Below are 26,134 nucleotides of genomic sequence, written 5' to 3'. Positions count from 1 at the left end.
GATGCGCCTGCTCAAAGCCATCTTCGGTTTCCTCATCTCCCGGCGCTTCTGGACTTTCGTGGGCGTCGTCATCCTTTGCATGCTAGTCTGGCTCTTCGGCCCCCTCGTTTCGGTCGGCGAGACAGCGCCTCTGGCCGACGAGCGTGTGCGGCTGATTGTGATCGGCGTGATCGTGATCCTGTGGCTTCTGTCGATCCTGATCGCGCTCATTCGCGCCGCCCGCCGCAACCAGATGTTCGTGACCGAACTGGCCCAGCCACAGCCCGTGGCCGAACCCACGGCAGGCGAGGCAAACGTCGCCGAGGTCAGCACGAAGTTCCAGTCGGTGCTTTCACAGATGAAGCGGTCAAAGCTTGGCGGCCGGAAGTTCCTGCGCGACATGCCGTGGTACCTGATGATCGGACCGCCCGGCACTGGCAAGACGACTGCGCTCAAGCAATCAGGTTTACATTTCCCCATCGACCTAAGTGACGACATCAAGGGCGTTGGCGGAACGCGCAACTGCGACTGGTTCTTCACCGACGAGGCGGTTCTGGTCGACACGGCGGGCCGCTATGTCCAGCAGGCTTCCGACCCCGAGGTCGATGCAGCCGAATGGAACGGCTTTCTCGACATGCTTAAGAAGCATCGCGGGCGGCGGGCGCTGAACGGCGTCATCGTCGCGCTTTCTCTGCGCGAGCTTCTGGGGCCCGAGGCGCCGCTTCAGGCCCATGGCCGCGAGATTCGCAAGCGGCTCTCCGAGTTGCGCGACAGGCTCGGGCTGCACCTGCCCGTCTACCTAATGATCACCAAGTGCGATCTTGTGCCGGGGTTCGAACCCTTCTTCGCCGACCTCTCGACCCGCGCCCGCGAACAGGTCTGGGGCGCGACCCTGCCCACCGACGCCCGCATCGACGGCCTCGCGATCGAGCGCGAGTCCAAGGCGCTACTCGGCCGGCTAGAGAACCGCGTTGCGGGCCGGATGGCCGAGGATGCGGGCCTGCCCGAGCGTGCCGACATTTTCCGTTTCCCCGCCCAGATGGCCCGAGTCGAGGCGCCGCTCAGGGCGCTTATCGACACCGTCTTCGGCGAAAGCCGCTACGAGGACAGCCCCTGGCTGCGCGGCTTCTACTTCACATCGGCGACACAGGAAGGCTCGCCCATCGATCGCCTTGTGGGTGAACTCTCCTCGGCCTTTGGCCTCGCCTCCGAGCCGCCCCGCCGCCGCGCCCACGGCGAAACCCGGTCGTACTTCCTGCGCGAGCTTCTCTCGGACGTGATCTTCCCCGAGGCCGGTCTAGGCCTCTTCGACCGGGCCGCCGAAGAACGGCGGAAATGGCTCTGGCGCGGATCGCTCGCGGGTGCCGCGCTGGTCACGGTCGTGGCGGGGCTTGTCTTCCTCTACTCCTACCTGCGCTATTCGGGTGGCGTCGCCGATCAGGCGCGGCTCATCGCCGATCTCTCGGGCCGGCTCGCCAATGTCGCCGCCCGCCAGGCGCCGACCGACCCGCTTGACCTCGACCTCGCGCTCGAAGCTGCGACCATTTCCGCCGCCGCCGAGACGCAGGTCGCGACCAACGCTCTGACACTTGCTGGTCCTACCGCCGCGCCGGAACTCGCCCGAGCCCACCGGATCGCCTACGACCGCACGCTCCGCAACGTGCTCGAGCCGCGCATGGTGGCACTTCTCGAGGCGACGATGTGGCGCGAGGCGCGCGACCCCGAATTCCTGCTCGGCGCGCTCAAGGCCTATTACATGGTGACAGGTCTTGCGCCTTATGACCGCGAGTTCCTGACCTCCTGGTGGCAAAACAACCTTCCTGAACATGCCGCGATTGAAGTGTTCCCGACCGAGGCCGCGTTCGACCACCAGATGGCCGCGCTCGACCGGCTCGCAGGCGAAGAGACCAAGATCGCGCACGACCCGGAACTGGTCGCGACCGCGCTCCAGTCGATCTGCACGATCCCGCTCGCGGTACGGGCCTACGGGGCGCTCCGGCAGGACCCGACTGTCATGGGGCTCGCCGACTGGATCCCGGCCGAAAAGGCTGGACCGAACGCCACACGCGTGCTGACGCGGCTGTCGGAAAAGACCCTGCGGGTCGGCCTGCCCGGCGCCTTCACCTACGAGGGATTTCACAACATCGTCCTGCCGCTCATTCCCGACGTTGCCGCCCAGGCCGCGCTCGACCGGGCGGTGTTCGCCGGCGGCTGCGCCGAAAGCTCCGACGCCTCGGTCGCCACGCTCGAAACTGATATCGTGAAGCTCTACGGGGACGATTTCATCGCCCAGTGGGACGGGTTCCTTCAAGACGTGCGGCTCGCGCCGATCACCGATCTGCAGACCGCGACGGCCAATCTGAAGGATCTCGCCAGCGCCGATTCCACGCTCAAGCGTCTGCTCAGGGCGGTCGTGGCGGAAACCGACCTCACGCGAGTCGAGGAGGAGGCGGCCGAGGGTGGGACGGAGGTGCCGAAAGGTGTCATAAGCAAGGTCGCGAAGCGGCTCGGCAAGGTCGGCAAGCTCGCCAAGAAGGGCGCGAAGTTCGCCAAGACTTCCGGAGGGGACGGCGAGGCCGCGCCGGTTCCGGGCGCCGAGATCGCCGCGCATTTCGTCGACTTCAAGGCGATGATCGAAGAGGTCGACGGCGCGCCGCCCCTGATCGGCGACGCCGAACTCGCGCTCGGCGCGCTGGCGAACGAATTGCAGACCGTGGCCGCGAGCCCTGATCCCGAGGCGGCGCTGCTCGCGCGCGGCGGGCTGCCGGAACTCACGGGGCAGGTCGCCAACGTGGCCCGGACCCTGCCGTCGCCGGTCAACGACTGGATGGCCGGGCTTGCTGCCGACACCATCGGCGTCACGCGCGAAGCGGTCGTCGCCCAGCTGAACGCCCGCTGGCGAGCCGACGTGCTGCCGTTCTGCCTCTCGGCCACGGCGGCACGCTACCCATTCGACCAGACCAGCCGGATCGACGTGAACGTCGCCGACTTCCAGCGCCTGTTCGGGCCGGGCGGGTTGATCGACGCCTTCACGAACGAGCTCTTGCTTCCTTACGTCGACACCACGGTCCGGCCCTGGACGTGGCGCGCGGATCTCGGGCTCGACGCCGCACGGCTTCAGCCATTCGAGAAGGCGCGCTCGATCCGTGACGGCCTCTTTCCCGGGGGCGCCGGGCCGGTCATGGCCTTCACGCTCGAGCCCAAGGATCTCTCGGCCAATGCGAGCCGGGTGACGCTAAACGTTGACGGCCAGCAGCTCGTCTTCTTCAACGCTGCCGCGAGGCCGATGCCGATGACGTGGCCGGGACCGGACGGCACCAACCTCATCTCGCTCTCCTTCACGCCCGTCGACGGCACGGCTGAGGCGATCTCGTCAGAGACCGGCTCATGGGCTTGGCTCAGGATGATCCGGGGGCGGCTGAGGCCGACGGAACTGCCCGAGAAGTTCCGCCTGAACCTGTCGCTCGGCGGATTCTCGGCGGACTACGAGCTTCTTGCTGCCTCTGTCGAGAACCCCTTCGACCTGTCGATGTTCGGGAACTTCCGGTGTCCGGAGAGCTTCTGAGCCCGCCCGCGCCGGGCTTTTTCGGCAAGATCCCGTCCACGGGCGACTTCGTTTCACGCGGTCTGCCGGACGTCTTCCGTCAGCGCTGGGACGCCTGGGTGACGCGCCACCTCGCGCCCATCTTGCGCGACGTCAGGCAGTGGCCGGAAGACGGCCTGCGCTTCCGGCTCGCCTCGGGCGGGCGGGTGGTGGCGGGCGTGGTGCTTGCCGGCGCCGACAGCGCGGGGCGGGCCTTTCCCCTCAGCCTTCTCCTCATCGGGGACAATCTGGGAACGCCGGACAAGCTCGACAAGTGGTGCGATGCCGCGCTGGCGTCGGCACGCTCCGTCCTCGAGGACGGCGGGGACGCGGAACGCCTCTGGGCCGCCCTTGGCGCGATAGATCCTCCTGGGCAGGGGGGACGGGAAGAGGAGGCGATGCTCGTCTGGACGAAGGAAGTTGCGCCGGAAGCCTGCGCGCCCGACGATCCTGGCCCGCTGCTCGACCGCCTGATCGGACATCGGCCCTAGTTCTGGTTGATCTTCGAGCCTTTCATAGTTATCTCGCCGCCCGCCTTGACGTTGATCTTGCCCGACCCCTTGATGGTGATGTCCTTGCCTTCGATCGTGATCGTTCCGTCGCTCTTCATCACAATCGCCGATGAACCGCACTTGATCGCGATTTCGTCGGCGACATCGAGCGCATAGCTTGCCCCGACCTTCACGCCCATCTTGGCCGCCACCTCCAGCGCCTCGTCCTTGCCGACCTTGGTGGCCTGGCTGCCGCCGATCTCGGACGCCTGGTCCTTGCCGATCTTGTTCGTCTGGCCGCCGCCCACGCTCAGGGACTGGTTCGATGCGATCTGGATCGTCTGGTTCGACCCGACCGACCAGCTGTCGTCGGCGACGATATTGTGACTCTGCGCCGCGCCCACGGTGACGCTCCGCTTGTTGCCGACGCCAATCGTCTGCGCGAGCCCGACCGCCTTCGTCTCGGTCGCGCCCACCGTGACCATCCGGGCGGCGGTGACCGAGATCGACTGGTTGATCCCTACCGATTGCGAGTGGTTCTGCCCGATCGTTTCCGTGGAGTTGGCGCCGATCCCGATTGTCTCGTTCGACCCCACGGTAAGCGACCGGTTGGAGCCGACCGTTTCGGTATCGTCGACGCCGATGGAAACGGTGCGGTTGTTGCCTACGCTCGTCGACTTGTCGTTCCCGACGCTTTCTGTCCGGTCGTTACCCACCGACTGCTGAGCGTCGTGGCCCACGTCTTCGGCAAAGTCATTGCCTATTGTGCGCGCCTCGTTGTTCTTGACCAGCTCATTGTGATCTTTTTCCGCTTGGAAATAGACCTCTTCCGAGCCCTTCTTGTCCTCGAACCTCAACTCGTTCCAGCCGCCGCCGCCGGGCGAGGAATTCGACTTCCAGCCTGATTGTGTCGCGTTGCCGGGCAGCCCGTAGGGCGGCATCTGTTCGGCATTGTAAACCCGCCCCGTGATGATCGGCTGGTCGGGGTCGCCTTCGAGGAAATCGACGATCACCTCCTGCCCGATGCGCGGGATCTGGATGAAGCCCCAGCCCGCGCCTGCCCACGTCTGGCTGACCCGGATGAAGCAGGTAGTATTCTCGTCGCGACCGCCCAGCCGGTCCCAGTGGAACTGCACTTTCACGCGGGCATACTCGTCTGTGAAGATCTCCTCGCCGCCCGGCCCCACAACGACGGCGGTCTGCGGCCCCTTCATCACCGGTTTCGGCGTCAAACGCTCTGGCCGGTACGGCAGGCTCGCGGGCGCGAGGCGCAGGCTCACAGCATAGCCCTGATCGCCCGGGGCCTGCCCGGTCCGGTACTGCGCGTCCCAAAGCTCGTAGTCGGCGCGCAGGACGATGTAGCTGTCGTTCTCCTCCTCGCGCGGGAACAACTCCAGCGTAAAGCTCCGCCCCGACCAGAGCGGCCGCGCCGTGCCCGCCGCTGCGATGCGCCGGTGCGGTGACTGCAACTCCTCGAGCCGGATCGCTGACAGGTCGTCGCCGCGCCCATGCTCGATGTAGTTGCCGGGATAGTGATATTGCTCGGCTGCGTCCTGTTTGTGACCAAGGGGAGAAGAGGCCTTCGCCATGAGGTCCGAGGACGGTTTCAGGAAGTCATAGTCGGTATGGGCGTATTTTCCACTTCTGACCGCGCTCGCCGGCAGCCATGCGGTGATGAAATCACCCTCCTTGAAGCTGATCCGGCTGTCGGATTCGTAAGACAGGGTCTTGGCGCGCGGTGCGGGTTTCATCGTCGTGTTGTCGTCGGCCAGTATCAGTCTGTGCTCGCCGTCGGCATGCTCGAAGAAGTAGAACATGCCTTCATGTTCGAGAAGCCGCTGCACGAAGGTGAGGTCGCTTTCCCCGTACTGCACACAATAGTCGCGCGGCGGGTAAGAGGATTTCAGGCGCTTCTCGACCTGCGCCTCGGGATAGTCGCCGAACACCGCTTCGACGATGTCCACCACGCTTTGGTTCTGAAAGATCCGGTTGTCTGCCTTGAGTGACAGGAACCACAGCCAGGGCACGAGCGTAAGGCGGTAGTGCGCCTTCTCGTCGCGGATGTCGGTCAGCGCAAACTCGGCGACGAACCCATTGAAATGTCGCTCCGGGTCGCCGGTCACGGTAATCGTCGCCTGTGTCCCGAGCACGTCGGCGGCCTTTAGGTCTAGGTCGTCGCTAACCACGGAAAGCGCGTAGCGGAAGGTCTGGCTGATCTCGTCATGTCCCTCCATCCGGGCAAACGCGACCTTGTCGCCGAAGGCGGGGACGGAAACGGTGATTTCGCGGTCCGTTGGCACGATCGGCTTCCTTTCTGCTTGTATCGGAAATAACCGGCTCAAATCTCTCGCAAACTCGGGCCAGTATAGACGAAGTCGGCGCGATCCCGCAGACGGGAATTCCCTACAGAACCGGTGGGCAGGTGAAGCCGTCGAGTAGCCGGCGCCGCGACAGCGGATTCTCGGCCCTGTCGAACCCGATCTCGAGAAACAGCCGCCCCCCGCCCGCGCGCAGATCGACAAGGTAGCGGCGCCCCTCGTCGCGTTCGCGCAGGCGAACCGGATCGAGAAGGCGGAACAATCCCCATGGCCCGGGTCCGGCCATTTCGGCCGCGCCTTCGGGCGTTTCGAAGGTCACCTGCACGCCGCTTTCGGCCGCCGCGCCCGGCCAGTCGAGGCTGAGACTATCGGTGCGCGTCTCGACCGGCCCGCCCGCGCCGCCGACCGCGATAAACGCGCGCCCGCGCTCTGCCAGCGCCGACAGCGCCATCGCCGTGCCCAAGCGCCCGTCCGGCGCGAACAGACCCTCGCTGATTGCACGCGCGCGCTGGAAGAAGGCGGCGCTTTCGGGCGCGAGCCCGGCAAAGCGCGCCTCGGGCTTCCAGCGCCATAGAGCGGCATTCGTGTCGACGTAAGGTTCCGCGCGGGCGCGGAAATAACGCTCGACGGCGCCGCCAGGGCCAAGCAGCCGAGAGACCGCAGCAAGATCGGCGTCAGGACCGTCGGCGAACGGATAGCGACCCTCGACCGCCTCCTGGCACAAGGGCAGAACTTCGGACTGCCAGGCGCGCGTGAGCGGGTTGGTCATCAGATCGGCATGCGCCGCGCTGGTCTGGGCAAGCACATCCTCCACGATTTGCACGACGACAAGCGGCGCTTGCCGCAGCGCGGCGATGGAGGCCGCGCGGTCCTGGATAGTCATCAGCCGCTGAAGCCCCGCCTCCTCATCGCGGTCCATCGCGCCAAGCGCCACGTTGAGCGCGGCGAAAAGTGCCGAAATCTCGCGCATCCGGCCCTGCTCGACATACTGGATCATTGGCCCGAACTCGGTCGCGACCGACAGTTGCAGCGCATGGGGACGCTGGCGGTCGGTGCCGCCTGCCTCGTTCCACACCGCCCGCAGAAACGCTTCGAGCGGCGAGGGCGATAGCGCGAGCCGCCCCGAAATGAAGACCGCGTTATCGGGGTCCGAGAAGGGCCGGACTCTCAGATCGGCGACATAGGTCCTCCATTGGGCAAGCGTGGCGCGTTGCAGAAGCGTCATCACCCGGTCCGGGGCATCGATCTCGGCTGGAAGCTCCGCATCGAAGATCCGCACGGCCGCATCGCGGGCGCCCTGGACGGCAAGCCCCGCCTCGCGGTCGCGGGCGAGCGCCCAGCCCCCGGCGGTGTAAAGCCCCGGGATCGGTCGGCTCATCGGCAGGCCCGAGCGGCGGAGGAGGAGTTGGTCTATCCCCGGCACCGCGTCGGAGGCGCGCCAGCCGGGCAGCGCAGCGACGGAAGTGGACCGGCGCAGCTCCAGAAAGGCGCGCTCGGCCTCGCCCGCCTGTGCCGCGAAGTCGCGCGCCTGGTCGAGAAGCTCGGGATCGGGCGGGGGCAGGGGTCTTGACGGCCGAGCCAGGCGGGCCACGTGCGGTGAAAGCCCCTCAAGGCCCAGCCCCTCGTCCGCGCGGTCGGCGGACCACCCGGCGAGATAAGCGGGCGACCAATCGTCCTGCCCCGACAGAACCCGCCATGCGCGCAGGTCGTCGTATAGCGCGACGTTTTCGCCCTCGGTCGCGATCGCTGTATCGAGCGCCCGGGCGAGCACCCCCGGCAAGTGGCGCGCCAGCGCGTCGTCGTAGCTTTCCCACGCGCGCGCCGCAGCGTCGAAGCCCAAGGCGCCCGCGAACAGCGAAAGCGGCGCCCTCTCCGCCTGCGTCTCCACGCGCCCGGCCGCCGCGTCGAGCCGGTCGAGGCGACCCGCGAGGTCGGGAACCTCGCCCTGCCGGTCAAGCCCAATCTCAAGCGCCTCGGACGCGAAGGCTTGCGCCAAGTCGCGATGATAGCGCCATTCGACATAGGCCGCCCATCCGGCGACGGCGAGCATGAAGCCTCCGATCAAGACCAGAGCGATCCCGGTCCAGTTCGGCCCGGTGGAGCGGTCGAAATGCCGCCGCTTGTCCTCCAGCCGCGCGAGGCAGGTCCCAAGGAACGCGCGGACCGCGTCAAAGTCCGGCCCTGCAGCCTCGGCCCGCCGGATGAACTCTTCGAGCCGAGCAACCGACAGGTCTCGCCCGTCGAAGAGGTGCCTGTGCGCGGCTGCCGACCATGTCCGGATGTCGAGGCGGCGGTTTGACCGGGCCCGCTGATCGACGATCAAAGCCAGCGCGTATCGCGCAGGCGGTATCGTCGACGCCCCGACGCCCGCCCGCCTGAGCGCATCGCTGAACCGGTCCAAGAGGATTGCGGCGCGCTCGACCTGCCGCGCCGCATCGGGCCGCGCCTCTGTCGCGAGCCCGGCCGCGAAGTCCAGAACCGGCCGGGCGCGGCTCTCGTAGGGCTCGGGCGAGGCCGCGCTGGCTGCCGGCCCTCCGCGCCCTGTCGTCGGCTTGCCAGACTTGCCATCACGCCCGGCCATGCGTTTAGAGCCTGCCTTCGTTCTTCCAGGCGCGCAGCGTCTCTTCCCCGACCTCGAAATGCATCGAATCCTCCCGGCTATAGGTCGCGCCCCAGAACCATCCTTCCTCGTTGAAGTACTCGGCAAGAATCAAAAGCCCGAATTGCGTGCCGCCATCGGCGAAGGGGTCGAGCTGGCCCTCGAGCTTCAAATCGATCGCCGTACCCCAGGAATGGTTCGAGACCGACGTCGTCGAACCCCGGATGAACCGCGCGCAGATGGCACCCGCCGTGCCGACGGCGGAGTAGATATCGGGGTCGCTCTTCTGCAGCCGGGTCATGATGCGTTCGAGGCTTTCAAGCGCCGGTCGCAGCATGGTGACCCGGATCGGCCCGATCTCGCGGGTCTCCATAAGCGCCTTTAGCCGGGCGTTCGTCACAGGCTGGCAGTCGGTCGAATAGCTGTCGCGCGGCGGGCCTAGGATCTCCATCATCGTCCGGTTGCGCGGCTGGGTGATGGCCTTGTTGAAGCGCGTCTTGGCCAGGAGCATGATTTCGGTCATCTCCTCGGTGGGCAGCGGATTCTCAAAATCCTCATCGGGCAGTTCAGTCGTTCCGCCCGCTGCGGCTGGCGGCTGGGCGCTCGCAGCCGGCGCGCGATTGGCCAAGAGGCTCATATCCTCGCGCAACCGCGCCAGGTCGCTCGTCAGGCGCCTGACCTCGGCTTCCAGCCGCGCGCGCTCGCCCGATGCGGCCTGAACCTCCTCCTGCAGCCGGTCGAGGCGCAACTCGGTCCCGCTGTCGGCGGTTTCCAGAAGTGTCGTCACCAGGGCAAAAGCAATCGCCGCCGCTACGACACCGATCGCTACGATGACCGGACCGATCAGACCACCGCCCTGCAACCCTCAGACCTTCCGGACGTCAATCACGATGACCGAGACATTGTCGGGCGCACCGAGATCGAGCGCCGCGCGGACCAGCTTGGCGCTTGCCGCCTCGGGCGAATGTTCAGCGCCTAGGACGTCCGCGATCGCCCCGTCATCCAGGCAGCGCGGTAGCCCGTCGGAACATAGAAGCAGCCGGTCGCCCTCCGAGAGTTGCACCTGCACCTCATCGACCTCGAGAACCTCCGCTCCGCCCACCGCGCGCGTGACGATGTGGGACTCGGGGTGATGCTCAGCCATGTCGGCGCCGATTTCGCCGCGTTCGACAAGGTCCTGCACGACCGAATGATCGCGGGTAATCAGCTTTAGTGAGCCGTCCCGCGCGAGATAGAGCCGGCTGTCGCCCGCCCAGGCCACATGCGCCGTGCCATCTGCGATGATGAGCGCGACCACGGTGGCGCCCATCGGACCGAGCCCATCGCTTTCGGCGCGGGCGCGGATCACGTCATTGGCCTCTTCCAGGCGAAAGCGCAGCGCGGTGTCGGCGTCCTCGTCGTCCTGAATGATCTCGAGGCTGTCAATCACGATGCCTGAAGCAAGACCGCCGTTGCCGTACCCCCCCATTCCGTCGGCCACGGCCCAGAGCCGGCCGGTCGGGTCGATCAGGATTGCGTCCTCGTTCGTGGTGCGCAGGCAACCCCGATGCGTCATGCCCGCGCCATGCGCCGCGGGTCGACGTGACGACGGCAGGGGGACGACGGTCGTCGCACCTCTCATCGGTCGCTCCGAAGCTGCGGTTCCTGGCTATGTGGGTTCTGGTGGCTCATGGACATGCGTGGTCTGGAATTGCAGAATTGATCGGAACACTGCGCTAGCGTAAGCTTTTTTGCGATCCTATGCACCCTCAAGGTGGATGTCATGCGATACATTCCGGTTCTGGTGACCGCTTTCCTGTCCGCCGCCATGGTCGCTCCGGCCTGCGCGCAGGAACTTACGGATGCCCAGTTACTGGAGCTTTTCAACAAGCAGCGCGACGCATTCCGCGCAGCGCGCGAAAGCACGACGGGCCGTACGCGCGGACTGACCCTGATCACAGTCGACGATGTCGCTGTCGCGACCGAAAGCCCCGGCCTGTCGCAGCCCGATGCCGGCGAGGCGAGCGCAGGCGTGTCCGCGACCGACACGGGTGGCGTGACCGTGGGCGCGCTATCGCCCCTTTCGCCTGCACAAACCGGGCGGGATCAGGGCCTTGGCACGCAGGAAACGGCCGCGCCCCAACAGGTTGTCTTCGGAAGTCTCGCCCCTGAGCTTCAGATCAACGTCCATATCCGTTTTGCCTTCGATTCCGCAGCGCTCTCTTCCGACCAGTTGCCGCAGCTCGAGCAGCTCTGCACCGTGATGAGTGGCAGCGACATCGAACTCTTCCGCATCGTGGGGCATACCGACGCCTCGGGCTCGTTCGAATACAATGAACGCCTTTCGCAGCTGCGCGCAGAGGAAGTGCAGCGCTACCTCGTCCGCGACTGCGGCATCGCGCCTGGACGGCTCGAAGCGGTCGGTCTGGGCGAGCGGTTCCTCGCCGACGAGGTCGACCCGAAGGCCGCCGAGAACCGGCGCGTGGAGTTCCAGGCGCTGAGCTGACTGCCGAGAGCCAGGCAAGGGCGCCTCAGTAGAGATCCACCCGGAATGGATTCGTCGTCCAGTATATCCGCGCCAGCGCCTTCAAGCGCTCCATGGGGTCTGATGAAATTTGGGTGCCGAAGCGCTGGGCGACGTCGGTCAGCGCCGCCTCGCTTGCCGGCCCAAAGGCGCCGTCGGCTGTCACCTCCGCGCCGAGTTCGAGCATCAGCGCCTGCGCGCCCGCGTCTAGCTCGCGGGCGGGCAGAGTGGTCAGAAGCTCCTCCGCTGCCGCTACCGCCTCGGAGTTGCGAAGCGTCGCCGCCTTGGCGGCCCGAACCGCGGCCTGACCCGATCCGTAGCCCGCTGGCTGATGGTTGGCGATGACCCAGGCGCCGTTCGCGCCGCCCCAGGCATCGCCCCTGCTCAGCCCGACATCGTACCACTTTACCGCCTCAGCGAAGTCAGGTTGACCACCGACATCGCCATTGAAATACATCCGCCCGATGCTCGTCGGCGCGCGCGGATGGCCGCCGTCGGACGCCTTGCGGAACCACTCCAGCGCCGCCCCCGGGTCGCGGGTAGTGCCGCCCGCGCCGTTGAGCGCGATCCAGCCCATGTTGTCGTACCCGTAGATGTCATCGCGCTCGGCGCTTTCGCGAATGTAGCGCAGGCCGCGCTCGGGCTCGTAGTGATCGGTGTTTTCCTGGAGGAAGTAGAAACCGAGCGCGTTCATCGAAAAAGTGTGCCCCACTTCGAGCGAGCGCGACAGGAGGTCGAAACCCTGCCGCTTGAGCGAGGGATCGACCGACATTTCTAGAAGCTGCAGCCCAAGCGAGTGATAGGCATAGGGATCGCCCCGGTCGACGCCCATTGCCAGAAGCGCCAGCGCGGTTTCGGGGGCGGGCAGCCGCTCAGCCCCGGCGGTTTCCTGCTGGCGAGCTATCTCCAGCATGCCGAGCGCGTGCCAGGCCCGCGTGTGGTCAAAATCGCGGGCGCGGTCGAAGCTCGCCTCCGCCGCGTCTAGATCGCGCAATGCGAGGTACACGCGGCCCAACTGATAATAGAAACGGCCATTCGTCGGCTCCCGCGCGACAGCCGCCTCGCAGGCGCTCAGCGCTGCGGCGACTTCGATCTCGTTTGGATACCGTGCGACGCCAACCCCTTCGGGGTCGAGATGGTCGCCTGCCTCGAAATCGCACGGATCGACGGTCAGCGTCAGCTGCACGGTCTGCGCAGTGCCGTTCGCGGTGACCTCGAATTCATCCCTGATGAGCGGATTGGGCATCTGCAGCGCTGAAAGCTCTGGCCGGCTGTTGGCATAGATCAGGTCGTCGACGCCCTCGGCAAACCGCGTCAGCGGGATCAGCCCGCGCGTCTGCCCGCCCGCTCGCAGTTCGAGCCGGCCAAGGCTCGGTGGCCGCGTCACCACGACGTCTTCGAGCGTTCCGGGCGCGGTGTTCCGCAGAGCCGCGCCCACCTCGACCTTGCGATCCAGCGGCAGGCTGATGGTCAGCGGCTCGGGCGCGGCCCCGGCAGTTGCCTCACCTTCTATTGCCGCGGCGGCGTTATGGAACCCCGCGACCGACGGGTCGGAATCAAAGCTGACCCGCTCGACCAGTGACGAGCTTTCCCACGGCACTTGACGCGCTCCGGTCGCGACATAGACGCGGCGGCGGACATCGCGCAGGATCTCGTCCATCGGCGCGTCAGGCTGGGCCGTGATCGCCTGGTTCAGCGCCTCGGTGAACGGGCTGTTCGCCCCGGTACCGTCCAGCGCCACCGCGCCCGGCGAAGTCGAGAAGACGATGAGCGAGTTCACTGGAGAATCCTGCGCCGCGAATCCGGTCCTCAGTTCCTGCGGAATTGCGTCGAGCCCGACGATCGCGTCGCGGTCGGGAAAGGGATTGTCGCGGCAACTGTCGAGGATGACGACGAGCGACCGTGACCGCGCGCCCGCAATCGACAGGAGGCTCGACAGCGAGACGGATTCGAATGGCAGATCATAGATCGTGTCGATCTCGGCATCGACCGGGATAAGCCGGTTGGAATTGCCGATCTGGACGCCGTGTCCGGCATAGTAGATCACGATCTCCGACCCCTTGTCGGTATCGGCGATCATCCGCCTCAGCGCGGCTTCGAAGCCGCGTCGGTCGAGGTTCTCGTATTCCTGGACGACATAGCCGGCCCGTTTGAGGACGCCGGCGATCAGCCGGGCATCGGCGACCGCATTCGGCAGCGACGGCACGTAGCTGTAGTCACCGTTGCCGATCACGAGCGCATAGCGCTGCGTCGCGGGCTTGGTCAGGTCGATGCTCAGCCCCGGAAGACCCAGCACCTCGGCCGGTCGTTGCAGCGTGACCGGTGTGTCGGCGGATTGCGCGAAGGCGCTACCCGCCGTTAGCAGTGCCGCCAACGTAAGTCCGCCGAGCAGTCGAAGATCCGCCGGGCGGCCATCGGACCTGCATGTAGGAGGTTTCAATTCCACCCCCCTCCGCTACCGCCGCCCGAGCCGCCACCGCCCGAGCCGCCACCGCTCGCGCCGCCGCCGCCCGAGCCGCCACCACCCGAAGCGGCATAGGTGGGAGGCGGCGTAGGCGTCGGACTGGGCGTCGGCACAGCCGTCGCTGCTGGTGCAGGCGCCGCTGGCGCGGGCGCAGCACGTGCGGGGGTCGCGGCGGGTGCCGGGATCCGTTCGGGCTGGACCTCTGCCTGGCCCTGGTAAAGTTCTGGTACGCAGGCGCCAGTAATCAGCATCACACAGACAAAACGACCCCTCTTCCACATATCAAATACTCCATGAAATTAATGTTCGAGATTGATACCACTAACGCAACTTTTCTTCAAATTCCGGCATCGCTCTCAGGCCGACCTAAGTAACACCTTCGTCGAGTCGATCGCGCCGGCGATGCTTCGGTAATGCACCTGCCGCCGCTCGGAATTCTCGCTTGACCGCAGAAGCACCGTGCCTGCCTCCTCGACCACCGCGACGGCGGCGCGCGCGGCCTGGGCCTCGGCTTCGGGCTTGACCGCGCGGATCGGCGGCAGGCGGGGCGCAAGAGGCTTTCCCTCGATCCGCGGGCGCACCGCCGGTGCGCTCCGATCGAGGTTTCGCCGCACGATCCGGTCGAGGTCGCCGGCTGCTTTCGCCAGCGCTCTGCGCACCGGTTCGTATTCGCCGGACTTTGGCAGTTCGCGCGACATCTGCCAGAAATGGAATCGCAGGCAGTCGATGCGGTAGCGCGGTTCGATCCAGTCGTCGCCGCAGGTCCGACGCGCGCTCAGGATTACGTAGATCAGACGGTCCGTATCGCGGGAATTGAGGAAGACGAACCGTCCCTGTCCCGCGGGGTCGGCACCGTCTCCCGGCGTGAAGCTGCGTCCGGTTTGCCCACCGCTCTGCGACTGTTGCCCGCCGCTCTGCCCGCCGCTCTGCCCGCCGACCCCGCCCGGCGATGACTGAACGCGCATCACTTCGTCCGGCACTCCTCCCGGCAAGGAAAGCACGCCGGTCAACTCCAAAACGGGTGGCACGATGCCGAACGCGGCGGCCCCGACCGGCAGTCCGCCGCCCGATGCGAGCGCGAGCGCCAGCGCATATCCAAATGCTGCCCGCGCACGATCCCGCGGGAGAGTTTTGCTACGTGTCATGGCCCTGCCTCCGTCCCGCCAAGGCCGTAGGCGGTGCGGATGCTGCGCTGCGTCCCCGGCCCGAAATCGCCATCGATCGCGCCTTTGTAGAATTCGTGCCGCCTGAGTTCGGCCTGAAGGGCGCGCCGCGTCGCGTCCTTGAACATGGTCGGCCTTTCGGTCAGCAGCGCGAACACCTCGGCACTGCCTGCCCTGAGCGCTCCGTAGAGATAGCGAGCCGCCTCGTCCGATCCCTTGCCGGGAACCAGCCCGTCATCGATCAGCGCGGCGAAGTTGAACATCGCCTGCGGATGGCGCAGGTCGGCGGCGCGTTCGAAATGTTCCAGCGCCTTGTCCACGTTGCGCGGCAGGCCCAGACCGCCGTGATATTGCAGGAAACCGAGATCGTTGATCGCGTCCGCGAAGCCCTGCGCCGCGGCCTCCTGGTGCAGCGCCAGCGCCCGGGCTGGGTCGGCGTCGACCCCGAGCCCGGTTTCGTAGAGCTTCGCAAGCTCGAACTGTGCCTCCGCCGAGCCGGCCCCGGCCGCCTCCTCGAGCCATTTCGCGGCATCGCTTGGCGCGTAGTCGCGGCCCTCGGGGTCGAGCCGCATATAGGCTACGCCAAGCATCGACCGCGTGTCGCCTTCGCTGGCCAGTCTAGTGAGCTGACTGGCCTGATCGGGGCGGATACGCGACCAGGCGACGCGGCGGTCGGCGACGTCGATCTCCCCGCGCAGTTCGGGCGCGCCGGCCAGGTAGAAGGGCGCTCCAGGCAGCGAGCCGTAAGTATGCGGCTCCTGCCGGTTGCCGGTCGCGGCGAGGACGGCATCCCGTACCTGGCGGAACATCAGGCTGATCTCCAGCCCGGGCCGAGCCAGCGTGTCGGCGAGCGCAAGCGCGAAGGGGCTATTGTCTCCGTCGCCGTCGAGCGCGATCTCGCCGTCGCGCGCCGCGAAGGCGACGAGCGTGCCGCGATCAGGCGCGGGGGCGGCAAGACCGCCACCCCCGCGCCCCACGCCGGCGCCCTTGGCGGGGTCGGACGCCGGCGCGATTACGTCGCCGAATGGGTTGTCGCGGCAGCTGTCGAGGATGACGATCCGCATCTTGCGCGCCCTGTCGACGGCGCCGAGCAGGTCCTTCAGTGACACAGACCGCGCCGCCACGTCGCGGTTCGACCTGACGGCGGCATCGACCGGGATAAGGAAGTTCTCGCCCTGCACCTCGACGCCGTGCCCCGCGAAGTAGATGAGCGCCAGATCGGCCGTCTCGGCGCGGAACGAGAACTCTGCCAGCGTGGACAGAAGTTCGTCCTGCGTCGCGTCGGTCAGCGTCACCACGTTGAAGCCGATCCGCTCCAACGTGTCCGCTATCGCCCGGGCGTCGTTGACCGTGTTCTTCAGGGGCGCGATATGTTCGTAAGCTGCCATGCCCACGACCAGGCCCAGCCGGTCCGCCGCGCGCGCGTGGGACTGGACGGCGAGGACCAACACGGCAAGGATAAGGCCGGAAAGACGGTACTTTCGCATGGGATCGACACCACCCCTCCCTGATACGGTGCGGACGGATCGCTTGAGGAAAGTATAGCCCGGATGACGCGGGATTGGCATTCCGGTTCTCCCTACCCACCCGCTCACGTTTCCGCGCGCTTTTGAGGCAAAGACGTACTGGCGGAGCATTCGGAAATCGGTTGAACAAGACGGCGGATCATCTTGAATTCAAGGCGAAAATCCTGCGCAAACAGGACGATCTGCCGAGATATGTCGTTTTGCCGCGCAAAGCGTGGGCCGCGTATCCGGTAGGGTTTGCCGCCGAGGTGTCGATCAATGGCGGCGCGCCCTTCCGGCGCCATGTGCGGCCTTGGGGCAAGGGGCGTGAGGCGCTCTTCTTAAACCTGACCAGTCGGCAGTGCCGCGACGCCGGGGTCGACACTGGGGCCGTCTGCACCTTTGCACTCACCCGTGCCCCTGAGATCCCGCCTGACCTCGACGCGGCGATCGCGGCGGATGTCGGCGCGCGCGACGCCTGGGAGCGGCTTGCACCCTTGCTGAGACGCCGATGGGCCGAGACGGTCTGGGAGGCCAAAGGCGCCGACACGCGGCGACGGCGGATTGCCAGGGCGATCGAGGCGCTGAGAAGGTCGGACGGGGTGTGAGGGAGGGCGGCAATCTACCGCCCCTCACATCCGTCGAATGGGAATGCCACCGCGCCGCGCCTATATAGGCGGAAGGACCGATCTGGAGGAGCTTCCCATGCGTCTCATCGCCGCAATTGCACTATCCGCGCTGTCCGCAGGCCCTGCCACGGCCTTCATCGCGCAGAACGGACTCGTGGTCGAGCCTGAGGGCGGAACGGCCTTCCATATCCCGTGGCGTGGCAAGTCGAGCCCGGCGGATTTCTGGTGCGCCGCCGGCGACTATGCAGTCCGGGTCCTGCATGTTCGGCCGGGGACGACGATATACCGCGCCTCCGAACCGCCACGCCGCTCGGGCGAGGGCATTCGCTTCACGCTTGACCCCGCGCGCGCGGCGTCCTCGACCGGGCTTGTCGTTTACGGCACCCAAGGGGCCGGGATCGCCGTGGGCCACGCGCAGGCGTTTTGCGAGAAGCGGCGCGATGGACGAAGCCGCTGATGGCCCGCCGTACCGATCTAATCTCTGATGATCAGCCGGCACCTTTCTACGTGTCGATGTCCTGGAAATCTGGTGATCAGCTTGGCGGGAGGATGCTGCCATCCACGCGCCGCGCGATTTCAGGGTGTGCCGGGTTTGCGCGCGATTTGGCTCACATAGGACATGAAGCCGAAGAACCTGTTGGCGGTTAGCCGACGTCTCGACTCGGCCTTCAGGGCCTCGGCGGTATCGGGAAAGAGGACACCGGTTTCCGCCATCCGGTCCGCACCCCGGTCGATTACGGTCAAGAAATACGCGGCATCACCCTCTGCAACGTAACTGTGTCCGCGCCGCTTTCCCAATTCGAATCCACAATCTCTCAGCAAGTCCGTGATCTGGCGCATGATCCAAAGATTCGTCACGTTTTGGTTAATCATGAAGCGAACGATCTGGTCCAACGGATCGAAATCGGCAATTTGGGTAGTCGCCGTATCGTAGTCACCGTCGCAGACGGCCAAGGTTCCACCGGGTTTCAGCACGCGAAATGCCTCGCGGACAACCTTCTCCGGATCGGGAACATGACAAAGCAAAGTGTGCATCAGAACGAGGTCCACCGAAGCGTCTTCCAGACCCGTGCGCTTGGCGTCACCGATCTCAAAACTGAGACCAGGCTGGGCGGCGAAGCGCTCTTTTGCCCGCTTCACCATGACGGGTGAGGGTTCGATGCCGTGTGCGCGCGGGACACCGGCAATGGCAATCAGGTCGCGCGTAACGTGGCCCGTGCCGGAACCAAACTCGACCGCGTATGCGCTGTCAGGAAGCGCCAAATCGCTCAGATACTCTTTCCGGATGGCTATCTGCGCAGGTTCGAGGCATCGCGCATCCATGGCGTCTGCAATACGTGCCTGAATTGAGTCTTCTTCAGAGGCAAGGTTTGAATATGGATCTGACATAACTCCCCCAACCGCAAAGTTCGTATCCCAATGAATAGCAGATAGGCAGACGGCAATTTGCACTCGCCATGATTGCCAGTGCCGATTGCCGTTACAACATGCATGCTCGCCGAGACACCCGCCATAGGCTCAGTCTGGTCCTGCGCGAAAATTCGAAACTGTGTGCGAAATCCAGCGCGGAATCCCCGTAACGAATTTGTTTCAATGGGTCGACCGGCATCTCTCGCGTGAAGTCGAGTGATTTCCTAAACGATCAGCCGAGCTTCTCGCGGAAGAAGTCGACCGTCCGCCCCCAGGCGAGCTCCGCCGCTGCCTCGTCGTAGCGCGGAGTTGAATCGTTGTGGAAGCCGTGGTTGACGTCCTCGTAGATGAACGCCTGATAGTCGGTTCCCGCCGCCTTCAGCGCCGCCTCGTACTCTGGCCAACCTTCGTTGATCCGCTCGTCGAGCCCGGCATAGTGGAGCATCAGCGAGGCGTTGATCTTCGGCACGTCCTCCGCCCCTGGCTGGCGGCCATAGAACGGGACGGCCGCCTTCAGTTCGGGATAGGCCACCGCCGCCGCGTTCGACACGCCGCCGCCATAGCAGAAACCGACGATCCCCACGTTCCCGGTCGAGCCCTCGTGGCCCATCAGGAACTCCACGGCCGCAAAGAAATCGTTCATCAGCTTGGTTCCGTCGACAGTCTTCTGAAGGTCCCGTCCGTCATCGTCGTTTCCCGGATAGCCGCCGACCGAGGTAAGCCCGTCCGGTGCGAGCGCCATGAAGCCGTCCTTGGCAAGGCGCCGCGCGACATCCTCGATATAGGGGTTGAGCCCCCGGTTCTCGTGAACGACGACGACCGACGGAAGCTTTCCTTCCGCCGCAGAGGGACGCACCAGATATCCGCGCACCTCGCCATGGCCGTTCGGCGAGGGATACATGATGTATTCAGGCCGGAGGTCGGGGTCGTTGAAGCTCACCTGTTCGGCGAGCGCGTAGTTCGGGCTCATTGCCCCGAGGATTGCCGCAGCCGTCAGCCCGCCGACCGCATACTTCCCGGCACGGTCGAGGAATTCGCGCTTTGTGATCAATCCGTGGGCATAGAAGTCGTAGAGTTCCAGAATCTCGGGTGCGAAATCCTTGGCCGTCAGACGTGTCATGTCGTCCTCCCTGATCCGTATGCGTCGTGCCAGATACCGACAGTCTAGCATTTTCGGGCCATCGTTTGGCTAGCAGAACCGCGACGGGCCTCGTTCGCGCCAGATTCGACGGCTATAGTCGCCGGGTGAAAGGTGCGTCGGAGGCGGGAATAGGCAGAGCAGATGGGCCTGGTTCTATACAGCGCGCATTACGGCGCGGCGGATCCGGTGAATCCCGTCGTGTTCGGCGGCTTCGGGGCCTGCCGCCGGGTGCTTTTCACCGACAAGCCGGACCTCATCATGCCGGGCGTCGAGGTGATCCACGACCCCTTGGACGGACTTGATCCCGCGCGCGCCTCGCGGCGCGCGAAGCTCATGCCGCATCGATACTTCCCAGATGAGGAATGGTCGATCTGGGTCGACAACAAGTCGAGGCTGAAGCGCGACCCGCGGCAGGTTCTGGCTGCGCTTCAGGCGCAATCGGATGCCGCATTCTTCGCGTTTGCCCATTTCCGGCGCGACTGTGTTTACCAGGAGGGTCAAGCGGTCCGGGAAAACGGGCTCGACGAGCACCGCGTCGTGAGGGAGAGGATGCGCACCTATCGCGCCGAAGGGATGCCTGAGCGAGCGGGATTGATCGAGGGGCACTTCATCGTCCGCCGCCACAATGACCCGACGGCCGCCCGTTTCGGCGAACGCTGGTTCGAACATGTCCTGCGCCATTCACGGCGCGACCAGATCTCGTTTCCCTATCTCGTCTGGAAACTCGGGCTCCGCTACGATTTCATTACTGCGCTCGACTGGAAGGAAACGGTGCAGTTTTCGGTCTTCGACCGAAAGGCCCGCAGAACCGACTTTCCGCGCCACAACCGCCTCTACCAAAAGGCGCGGAGGCTTTACCATGCCTTGCGCCGAAGGCGGGCCGGATGAGTCGGCAGGAGGAGTTCACGATCGCAACCCGGGGCCCGGGGCTCTACGAGTTCACCGACAAGGTTCGCGCGTTCTCAGATGGCCGGGGCGAAGGGCTGCTCACGCTGTTCGTGCGCCACACGTCCTGCTCGCTGGTCATCCAGGAAAATGCCGATCCGGAAGTGCGGGCGGACCTCGCGGAATTCTTCCATCGCCTCGTCCCGCCTTCGGACGATCCGTCGATGCGCTACTTGAAACACACCTACGAGGGGCCGGATGACATGCCCGCGCATATCAAGGCGGCGCTTCTGCCGGTCTGCCTGACGATTCCCGTGATAGCGGGGCGCCCGGCGCTCGGAACGTGGCAGGGTATCTACCTGTTCGAGCATCGCCGGGCGCCCCATGACCGCCGGGTGGTGGCTCATTTCGTCCCATAACTGCCGCGTGGAGCGTCCGGCGCACAGGACCCCGTGAGGGCGGTCCGCTTCCGGAGTCTTCTTCAACCGGCCCCGGTCAGCGTGCGCATCATTATTCAACCCTTACGCGTATTTCAGGGGAAGCTGCGCCGTATTTTCCCCCAAGCTCGTCGCGGTATCTGGTGGCGAAAATTGCCCCCTACCCAAATGCTTGAGGCGCGCCTATAGTGCCTGTGGACAACAGGGGATTAGGACCGAGGGGAAGGGGATGCGCTGCCCGTTTTGCGGAAATGTCGATACGCAGGTGAAGGACTCGCGGCCCGCCGAGGATCATGTGGCCATCCGGCGCCGGCGCTTCTGCCCCGCCTGTGGAGGCCGGTTCACGACCTATGAGCGGGTGCAGCTACGCGACCTCGTAGTCATCAAGTCCTCCGGCAAGCGCGAGGACTTCGACCGCGACAAGCTTGAAAGGTCGATTCGGATCGCGATGCAGAAGCGCCCGATCGAGCCCGAACGCATCGACCAAATGATCTCGGGCATTGTGCGGCGGCTTGAATCGATGGGCGAGACGGATATTCCCTCGAAGACGATCGGCGAAATCGTGATGGAGACGCTCGCACGGATCGATACCGTCGCCTATGTCCGCTTCGCGAGCGTCTACAAGAACTTCCAAGCGGCGGACGATTTCGACAAGTTCGTCTCGGAGCTGCGCCCGACCGCCCCGGCGGAAGAGTGAGCGCCGAGGTCGACCGACGCCATATGGCCCATGCGCTCGGACTGGCCCGGCGCGGGCTCGGCCGGGTCTGGCCCAATCCGGCGGTCGGGTGCGTCGTCGTGAAGGACGGCCGAATCGTCGGGCGCGGCTGGACCCAGCCAAGCGGCCGTCCTCATGCCGAGACCGTCGCCCTGGCACAGGCGGGGCCGCTGGCGCGCGGCGCCGCCGCTTACGTCACGCTTGAGCCGTGCGCCCATCATGGCAAGACGCCGCCCTGTGCCGAAGCGCTAATTGGTGCCGGCATTTCACAGGTCATCACCGCAATCGAAGATCCGGACCCGAGGGTCGCCGGGCGCGGCCACGCGATGCTGCGCGAAGCCGGGATCGATGTCGCGACGGGAGTCATGGCCGAGGAAGCAACCGATCTTCAGCGCGGCTTTCTGATACGTGTCCGTGAAGGGCGCCCCTTGGTGACGCTGAAGCTGGCGACAAGCCTCGACGGACGGATCGCGACTGCGTCGGGCGAGAGCAAGTGGATCACCGGGCCCGAAGCGCGCCGGCTCGTCCATACGATGCGGGCGGCGCATGATGCGGTGTTGATCGGTGCGGGGACGGCACGCGCGGACAATCCGTCGCTGACGGTGCGTGGGCTCGGCGAGGCGCATCAGCCCGTGCGGATCATCGCGGCGAGGAGCCTCGACTTGCCGAGCGCGAGCAACCTTGCCCGAAGCGCCAGGGAGGTGCCGGTCTGGCTTCTGCACGGACCGTCCGCCCCGGCTGAGGAACGGCGGGAGTGGACCGCGGCGGGCGCCCGTCTGATCAAGGTCGCAGAAACCGACAAACGACTCGACCCGCGCGCGATGCTCGCCGCGCTCGGGCGCGAGGGACTGACACGGGTCTTTTGCGAAGGGGGCGGGCAGCTGGGCGCGACGCTCCTGCGATCCGGTTTCGTGGATGAGATCGCCCTCTTCTCTGCGGGCGTCGCGCTTGGCGAAGATGCATGGCCGGCGCTCGCTTCGCTGGGGCTCGGGGTGCTCGTGGATGCGCCGCGTTTCCGCCTCAGAAAGCTCAAGAGAGTCGGCTCCGATGCGCTGAGCCTTTGGACGAGAATCTGAACACTCAGCGCCAAAGCCACGACTGACTCGCGAACATGCCCTGAAGCTTTGCCAGCAGCCGGTTCTGCCGCCCCGGATGAGGGATATCGCGGTCGGCCAGACGGTCGGCGATGAGTTCGGCGGGACAGGGTAGGCCGCTGACAGGATCGGAATAGCGCGGGTAGGCGATGATCGCGGCATGGACGAGTGCGGCAATCGTTGGCCGCGCGCTGCGCCGCGAGGGCGGGGGAAACAGATCGCGCGTTAGCCCCCAGCCGGCATAGAAGGGTGTTCCGAGGCAGGTCACCGGTTTGCCCCGGATGAGAGCCTCGAACCCCATACCCGACGAGATCGTCCAGACCTCGTTCACGGCTTCGATCAGCTTCGCTGGTGGCGCGCGCTCTGCCACGACGTCAGCGTAGCTACGCGCCTCGGGCTCTGGCAGGTGCCCGGGGCGCAGGCCGGCTACGACATCCGGGTGCGGCTTGAAGATAATCACCGCGTCAGAATTTTCTGCCCGGACACGTTCGAGAAGCGCGCGGTTGGTCGTCTCGCGGCCCGCGCCAAGCCGGATCGAGGCGTCGTCCTCGACTTGCCCGGGGACGAGTATGCGGCGACCGCGCGGCATATCTGGCATGTCCACCTCATCCGGCGTGTACTTGGTCAGACCCTGCCGGATCAGCCGCGCCATGAGCCGCTCTGCTCGCACCTCGCCGCCCGGCGGCGGGCCGGCGGTGATCAGGCGCTCCAGATCGCTTTCGCGCGCGGGATCGTAGTAGATCCCGGACCGGTCGGTGACGAGCGACAAGGGCGGGACGAGCTCTGCCCCGAGCCCGCGCGAGCGGAGAAAGCCGTCCTCGACGCGGCGCAGCACCTGGCCTGCTGCAAGGTCGCGAAGCTGATCGGTCTCGCGCCCGGCCCAGACCATCAGATCGCGGCCCTCGGTCGCGGCGCGTTTCACCGCCCGTGTCGGATCGTCCGTGAAGACAAGCCGCCTGTGGCGGCCAAAGCTGCGTTGGAGATGCGCGCGCTTCCAAAGGCGCATGCCGACGGCAACATAGCCCCTCCGGTCCTCGCGCCAGGTACGGACTTCCGCCTCGATCTGGTCGGCGGCCTCCTCGAAGCTGCACAGGCGGTCGCGGCAGGGATCGTACCACGTGGGCGCGTGGATCATCGCCCCGGCGAAGAGCTGAGCCTTGGTCAGTTTGCGCGTCCGTCGCGGGACGGGGTTCTCGTCCTGGGTCAGTCCCCAGCCCGAATAGAAGGGCTGGCCGAAGACGCGCGGGCGGTGCCCTGAGAGGATTGCCTCGAATCCCAGCTGAGACGACACGGTATAGACAGCGATCGCGCCTTCAAGGAGCGACCAGGGTGAGACAGGATCGCTGAGCAGACTGATCCGGCCATGCGCTTGGCTTTCATCGTAGTAGCCTTGCCGGGCTCCGGCGGCGGTTTCGGGGTGGGTTTTGATGACGATACGCTGGCCGGGATGCTCGATCTCCGCATAAGCCAACATCTCGCGGAAGGTGGATTCGGTCGCTCCGCCGTGGAGGACCGAGGCGTCGCCACGCGTCTGGTCGATCACCAGGACGTAACCGGGGTCCGGCACATCCAGGTCGAGATCGAAGTTGTTGTACTTTGAGAGGTGCGAGGTCTTTATCCGCGCCATCCCGTCGCGCGCGCGTTGCAGCACCGCGCCGTCGTCGAGCGGTTCGCTGGCGAGAATCTCTTCCAACCGGGATGGCGTGCTGCTGTCGAAGTGAACGCCCACCGGATCGATCAGCAGGCCGATGGGCGCATCGCCCCCGACGCGCTTCGGGTGAACCGAGCGCAAGAACGCGTCTTCGACCCGGATCAAGTGTGCGTCGGTCCAATCGGACACCGCCTCGCCCCGGGGTGCGGTCGGGCTGCGACCCCAGACGGCGATGCGGTCGGCTTGGCCGGAGGGTTTACCCACGCGAATGTCGTAGCCTGCGAGCGTCAGGATTCGGCGGATGCGGGGCTGCGTGAGAAAACCGCCCGAGAAGACGTAGAGTGGCTGTCGTGCCCCTCTGTCGGCCTCATCCCTCGGCGGGGACGGCATCAGTTATTGGCGGCGTTAGACAGCGAATTCGCGGAAGTGGCTGCGCCGGAAATCGCCGCGAGAGTCTTCTGCCACTGAACGTAGGGCGCCTCGGTCACGTAGACAGTATCTTCATCGCGGATCATGAAATCGCGGGCGTTGAATATGCCGTTCGGTTCCGTCAGGTCGAGCACGTAGGCGATCCGCTGGGTCGTGACGAGGTCTGTACGGCCCAGAATCTCGTTCGCGATCTCGGGCGTTTCGTTGCGCAGGACGAATACACCCGTCGGATCGGCCAAATTGGTGGACAGACCACCCACCTGCGCGATTGCCTCAATCGCCGAGAGTGTCTGCGTTTCGAACAGCACCCGGTTCTGAGCACCTGTCGCGCCAATGGCGGTAAAGAAGCGTTGGTCTTTCTCGACGAGAATCACATCGCCGGGACGGAGCGCGACGTCGAGCGACGGGTTGGAATATAGATCCTTCAGCCAGATCCTGCCGGAATGACTGCCGCGCGTAACTACCACCTGGGCAATCTCCGGCTCGATCACAACGCCACCCGCCCTAGCGATCATCGCCGATAGGGTGCGGGTCGGGCGTTCGATCGGATAGACCCCCTGTCCGCCCACTCCGCCCATCACTGAGACGGTTGCGCCATCGCCCGCGATCCGGTTCACGGATACCTGCGGATCGGGGGTCTGCGCGTCGAGCTTGTTGGTGATGATGCGCCGCAACGCCTCGGGCGTGTTGCCCGCGGCGCGGATTCGGCCAGCGTAGGGGACAAAGATGTAACCCTCGCCATCGACCTGAACTTCCTGGAGTGCGGTGGAGTTCATACCCGGCCCAGCCAGCAGTCCGTTGTCGACGTTTTCCCAGATCGTGAGGCCAAGGACATCGCCCGGCCGAATTTCATCCGACCCGATGACGCCTGCGCCGAGGAAACCGTTGGTGAAGCCAAGGGGCGGCACGGCTGAAGCAGCACGCGCCACGTGGTTGTCGACCGTCACGACAAAGGCGTTACCCTCCTGTTGGACGGAACTGGAATAGAGTTCGCGCTTATTGGGACCCGACCGTGGCAGGCCACAGCCTGCCACACTCGCAACGAGTGCGAGCAAGACCACGGTTCTGGTCCAGCGGGAAACGGCGAATCGCAAGTCTTCGGGCTCCTCTTGCCGGGAAGCTGCCTCAGCATTTTGGG

Annotated in this window: 20 protein-coding genes; 9 read left to right on the top strand and 11 right to left on the bottom strand. The window is 65.8% G+C overall.

From position 1 onward, the window contains the following. Window position 1 precedes the first annotated feature (1 nt). Both tssM and tagF read left to right on the top strand, forming a co-directional pair. The gene (gene tssM, locus DEA8626_RS11000; protein WP_108852999.1) at window positions 2–3,544 is read left to right on the top strand and encodes a type VI secretion system membrane subunit TssM; all 3,543 of its coding nucleotides are present in this window, start codon (window positions 2–4) and stop codon (window positions 3,542–3,544) included. Next, window positions 3,526–4,053 (top strand): type VI secretion system-associated protein TagF, encoded by a 528-nt coding sequence (gene tagF, locus DEA8626_RS10995; RefSeq protein ID WP_245890829.1) that lies wholly within the window; start codon window positions 3,526–3,528, stop codon window positions 4,051–4,053. The genes tssM and tagF overlap by 19 nt, the downstream gene beginning before the upstream one ends. On the opposite strand, the gene DEA8626_RS10990 is transcribed toward tagF, so the two are convergent. The 4 genes from DEA8626_RS10990 to DEA8626_RS10975 form a co-directional block, all read right to left on the bottom strand. Beyond that, on the bottom strand, window positions 4,050–6,353 hold the full coding sequence (locus DEA8626_RS10990) for a type VI secretion system Vgr family protein (RefSeq protein ID WP_108852997.1): 2,304 nt from the start codon (window positions 6,351–6,353) through the stop codon (window positions 4,050–4,052). The genes tagF and DEA8626_RS10990 overlap by 4 nt on opposite strands. Before the next feature lie 103 nt (window positions 6,354–6,456). Then, entirely contained in the window at window positions 6,457–8,952 is a 2,496-nt protein-coding gene (locus DEA8626_RS10985) for an ImcF-related family protein (RefSeq protein WP_108852995.1), read from the bottom strand. Between the two features lie 4 nt (window positions 8,953–8,956). Next, window positions 8,957–9,832 carry a M15 family metallopeptidase gene (locus DEA8626_RS10980; protein ID WP_181366410.1) on the bottom strand — a complete coding sequence of 292 codons (876 nt, stop codon included), beginning with the start codon at window positions 9,830–9,832 and terminating at the stop codon, window positions 8,957–8,959. A 3-nt stretch (window positions 9,833–9,835) separates the two neighbouring features. Next, window positions 9,836–10,591, bottom strand: a complete 756-nt coding sequence (locus DEA8626_RS10975) for a PP2C family protein-serine/threonine phosphatase (protein ID WP_108852993.1) — start codon at window positions 10,589–10,591, stop codon at window positions 9,836–9,838. Between the two features lie 141 nt (window positions 10,592–10,732). Between DEA8626_RS10975 and DEA8626_RS10970 the strand changes: the two genes are divergently transcribed. Continuing rightward, on the top strand, window positions 10,733–11,455 hold the full coding sequence (locus tag DEA8626_RS10970; RefSeq protein ID WP_108852992.1) for an OmpA family protein: 723 nt from the start codon (window positions 10,733–10,735) through the stop codon (window positions 11,453–11,455). Between the two features lie 25 nt (window positions 11,456–11,480). Here the strand turns inward: DEA8626_RS10970 and DEA8626_RS10965 are convergent, their stop codons facing one another. From DEA8626_RS10965 to DEA8626_RS10955, 3 genes are all read right to left on the bottom strand, one after another. Next, a complete protein-coding gene (locus DEA8626_RS10965; protein ID WP_181366409.1) occupies window positions 11,481–13,847 on the bottom strand; it encodes a caspase family protein in 2,367 nt (788 codons plus the stop codon). A 446-nt stretch (window positions 13,848–14,293) separates the two neighbouring features. Then, entirely contained in the window at window positions 14,294–15,082 is a 789-nt protein-coding gene (locus DEA8626_RS10960) for a hypothetical protein (protein ID WP_108852988.1), read from the bottom strand. Then, the gene (locus tag DEA8626_RS10955) at window positions 15,079–16,668 is read right to left on the bottom strand and encodes a caspase family protein (protein WP_245890828.1); all 1,590 of its coding nucleotides are present in this window, start codon (window positions 16,666–16,668) and stop codon (window positions 15,079–15,081) included. The genes DEA8626_RS10960 and DEA8626_RS10955 overlap by 4 nt, the downstream gene beginning before the upstream one ends. 80 nt (window positions 16,669–16,748) lie before the next feature. On the opposite strand from DEA8626_RS10955, the gene DEA8626_RS10950 reads away from it, so the two are divergent. Both DEA8626_RS10950 and DEA8626_RS10945 read left to right on the top strand, forming a co-directional pair. Beyond that, a complete protein-coding gene (locus DEA8626_RS10950; RefSeq protein ID WP_181366408.1) occupies window positions 16,749–17,213 on the top strand; it encodes a YdeI/OmpD-associated family protein in 465 nt (154 codons plus the stop codon). Between the two features lie 97 nt (window positions 17,214–17,310). Beyond that, the gene (locus DEA8626_RS10945) at window positions 17,311–17,691 is read left to right on the top strand and encodes a hypothetical protein (RefSeq protein ID WP_108853433.1); all 381 of its coding nucleotides are present in this window, start codon (window positions 17,311–17,313) and stop codon (window positions 17,689–17,691) included. Window positions 17,692–17,810: 119 nt separating this feature from the next. Here the strand turns inward: DEA8626_RS10945 and DEA8626_RS10940 are convergent, their stop codons facing one another. Further along, complete coding sequence (locus tag DEA8626_RS10940; RefSeq protein WP_108852979.1) at window positions 17,811–18,623, bottom strand: methyltransferase domain-containing protein; 813 nt, start codon at window positions 18,621–18,623, stop codon at window positions 17,811–17,813. A gap of 253 nt (window positions 18,624–18,876) precedes the next feature. Further along, window positions 18,877–19,764: a YghX family hydrolase gene (gene yghX / locus DEA8626_RS10935; RefSeq protein WP_108852978.1), complete on the bottom strand. Its 888-nt coding sequence runs from the start codon at window positions 19,762–19,764 to the stop codon at window positions 18,877–18,879. Window positions 19,765–19,926: 162 nt separating this feature from the next. Between yghX and DEA8626_RS10930 the strand changes: the two genes are divergently transcribed. From DEA8626_RS10930 to ribD, 4 genes are all read left to right on the top strand, one after another. Further along, window positions 19,927–20,673 carry a glycosyltransferase domain-containing protein gene (locus tag DEA8626_RS10930; protein ID WP_108852977.1) on the top strand — a complete coding sequence of 249 codons (747 nt, stop codon included), beginning with the start codon at window positions 19,927–19,929 and terminating at the stop codon, window positions 20,671–20,673. Then, window positions 20,670–21,089, top strand: a complete 420-nt coding sequence (locus tag DEA8626_RS10925) for a secondary thiamine-phosphate synthase enzyme YjbQ (RefSeq protein WP_108852976.1) — start codon at window positions 20,670–20,672, stop codon at window positions 21,087–21,089. Before DEA8626_RS10930 ends, DEA8626_RS10925 begins: the two co-directional genes overlap by 4 nt. A 247-nt stretch (window positions 21,090–21,336) precedes the next feature. Then, window positions 21,337–21,804: a transcriptional regulator NrdR gene (gene nrdR, locus DEA8626_RS10920; RefSeq protein WP_108852975.1), complete on the top strand. Its 468-nt coding sequence runs from the start codon at window positions 21,337–21,339 to the stop codon at window positions 21,802–21,804. Further along, a complete protein-coding gene (gene ribD, locus DEA8626_RS10915) occupies window positions 21,801–22,898 on the top strand; it encodes a bifunctional diaminohydroxyphosphoribosylaminopyrimidine deaminase/5-amino-6-(5-phosphoribosylamino)uracil reductase RibD (protein WP_245890827.1) in 1,098 nt (365 codons plus the stop codon). Before nrdR ends, ribD begins: the two co-directional genes overlap by 4 nt. A gap of 4 nt (window positions 22,899–22,902) precedes the next feature. Here ribD and DEA8626_RS10910 read toward each other — a convergent pair whose 3' ends face one another. Continuing rightward, the gene (locus DEA8626_RS10910) at window positions 22,903–24,957 is read right to left on the bottom strand and encodes a capsule polysaccharide biogenesis protein (RefSeq protein WP_108852974.1); all 2,055 of its coding nucleotides are present in this window, start codon (window positions 24,955–24,957) and stop codon (window positions 22,903–22,905) included. After that, window positions 24,957–26,090 (bottom strand): polysaccharide biosynthesis/export family protein, encoded by a 1,134-nt coding sequence (locus tag DEA8626_RS10905; protein ID WP_108852973.1) that lies wholly within the window; start codon window positions 26,088–26,090, stop codon window positions 24,957–24,959. Before DEA8626_RS10905 ends, DEA8626_RS10910 begins: the two co-directional genes overlap by 1 nt. Window positions 26,091–26,134: the final 44 nt, after the last annotated feature.

It is taken from the genome of Defluviimonas aquaemixtae, from assembly GCF_900302475.1.
In the GTDB taxonomy this organism is placed as follows: Bacteria; Pseudomonadota; Alphaproteobacteria; order Rhodobacterales; family Rhodobacteraceae; genus Albidovulum; species Albidovulum aquaemixtae.
The sequence above is the reverse complement of the archived record's forward strand: the minus strand, read 5'-3'. Positions and strand labels throughout refer to the sequence as shown.

Coding starts and splice junctions, on each gene's coding strand:
- DEA8626_RS10985 (WP_108852995.1), bottom strand. CDS start 8,952: ATGGCCGGGCGTGATGGCAAGTCTGGCAAGCCGACGACAGGGCGCGGA.
- DEA8626_RS10940 (WP_108852979.1), bottom strand. CDS start 18,623: ATGTCAGATCCATATTCAAACCTTGCCTCTGAAGAAGACTCAATTCAG.
- DEA8626_RS10910 (WP_108852974.1), bottom strand. CDS start 24,957: ATGCCGTCCCCGCCGAGGGATGAGGCCGACAGAGGGGCACGACAGCCA.
- tssM (WP_108852999.1), top strand. CDS start 2: ATGCGCCTGCTCAAAGCCATCTTCGGTTTCCTCATCTCCCGGCGCTTC.
- nrdR (WP_108852975.1), top strand. CDS start 21,337: ATGCGCTGCCCGTTTTGCGGAAATGTCGATACGCAGGTGAAGGACTCG.
- yghX (WP_108852978.1), bottom strand. CDS start 19,764: ATGACACGTCTGACGGCCAAGGATTTCGCACCCGAGATTCTGGAACTC.
- DEA8626_RS10955 (WP_245890828.1), bottom strand. CDS start 16,668: ATGCCAATCCCGCGTCATCCGGGCTATACTTTCCTCAAGCGATCCGTC.
- DEA8626_RS10960 (WP_108852988.1), bottom strand. CDS start 15,082: ATGACACGTAGCAAAACTCTCCCGCGGGATCGTGCGCGGGCAGCATTT.
- DEA8626_RS10930 (WP_108852977.1), top strand. CDS start 19,927: ATGGGCCTGGTTCTATACAGCGCGCATTACGGCGCGGCGGATCCGGTG.
- DEA8626_RS10925 (WP_108852976.1), top strand. CDS start 20,670: ATGAGTCGGCAGGAGGAGTTCACGATCGCAACCCGGGGCCCGGGGCTC.
- DEA8626_RS10970 (WP_108852992.1), top strand. CDS start 10,733: ATGCGATACATTCCGGTTCTGGTGACCGCTTTCCTGTCCGCCGCCATG.
- DEA8626_RS10945 (WP_108853433.1), top strand. CDS start 17,311: ATGCGTCTCATCGCCGCAATTGCACTATCCGCGCTGTCCGCAGGCCCT.
- DEA8626_RS10975 (WP_108852993.1), bottom strand. CDS start 10,591: ATGAGAGGTGCGACGACCGTCGTCCCCCTGCCGTCGTCACGTCGACCC.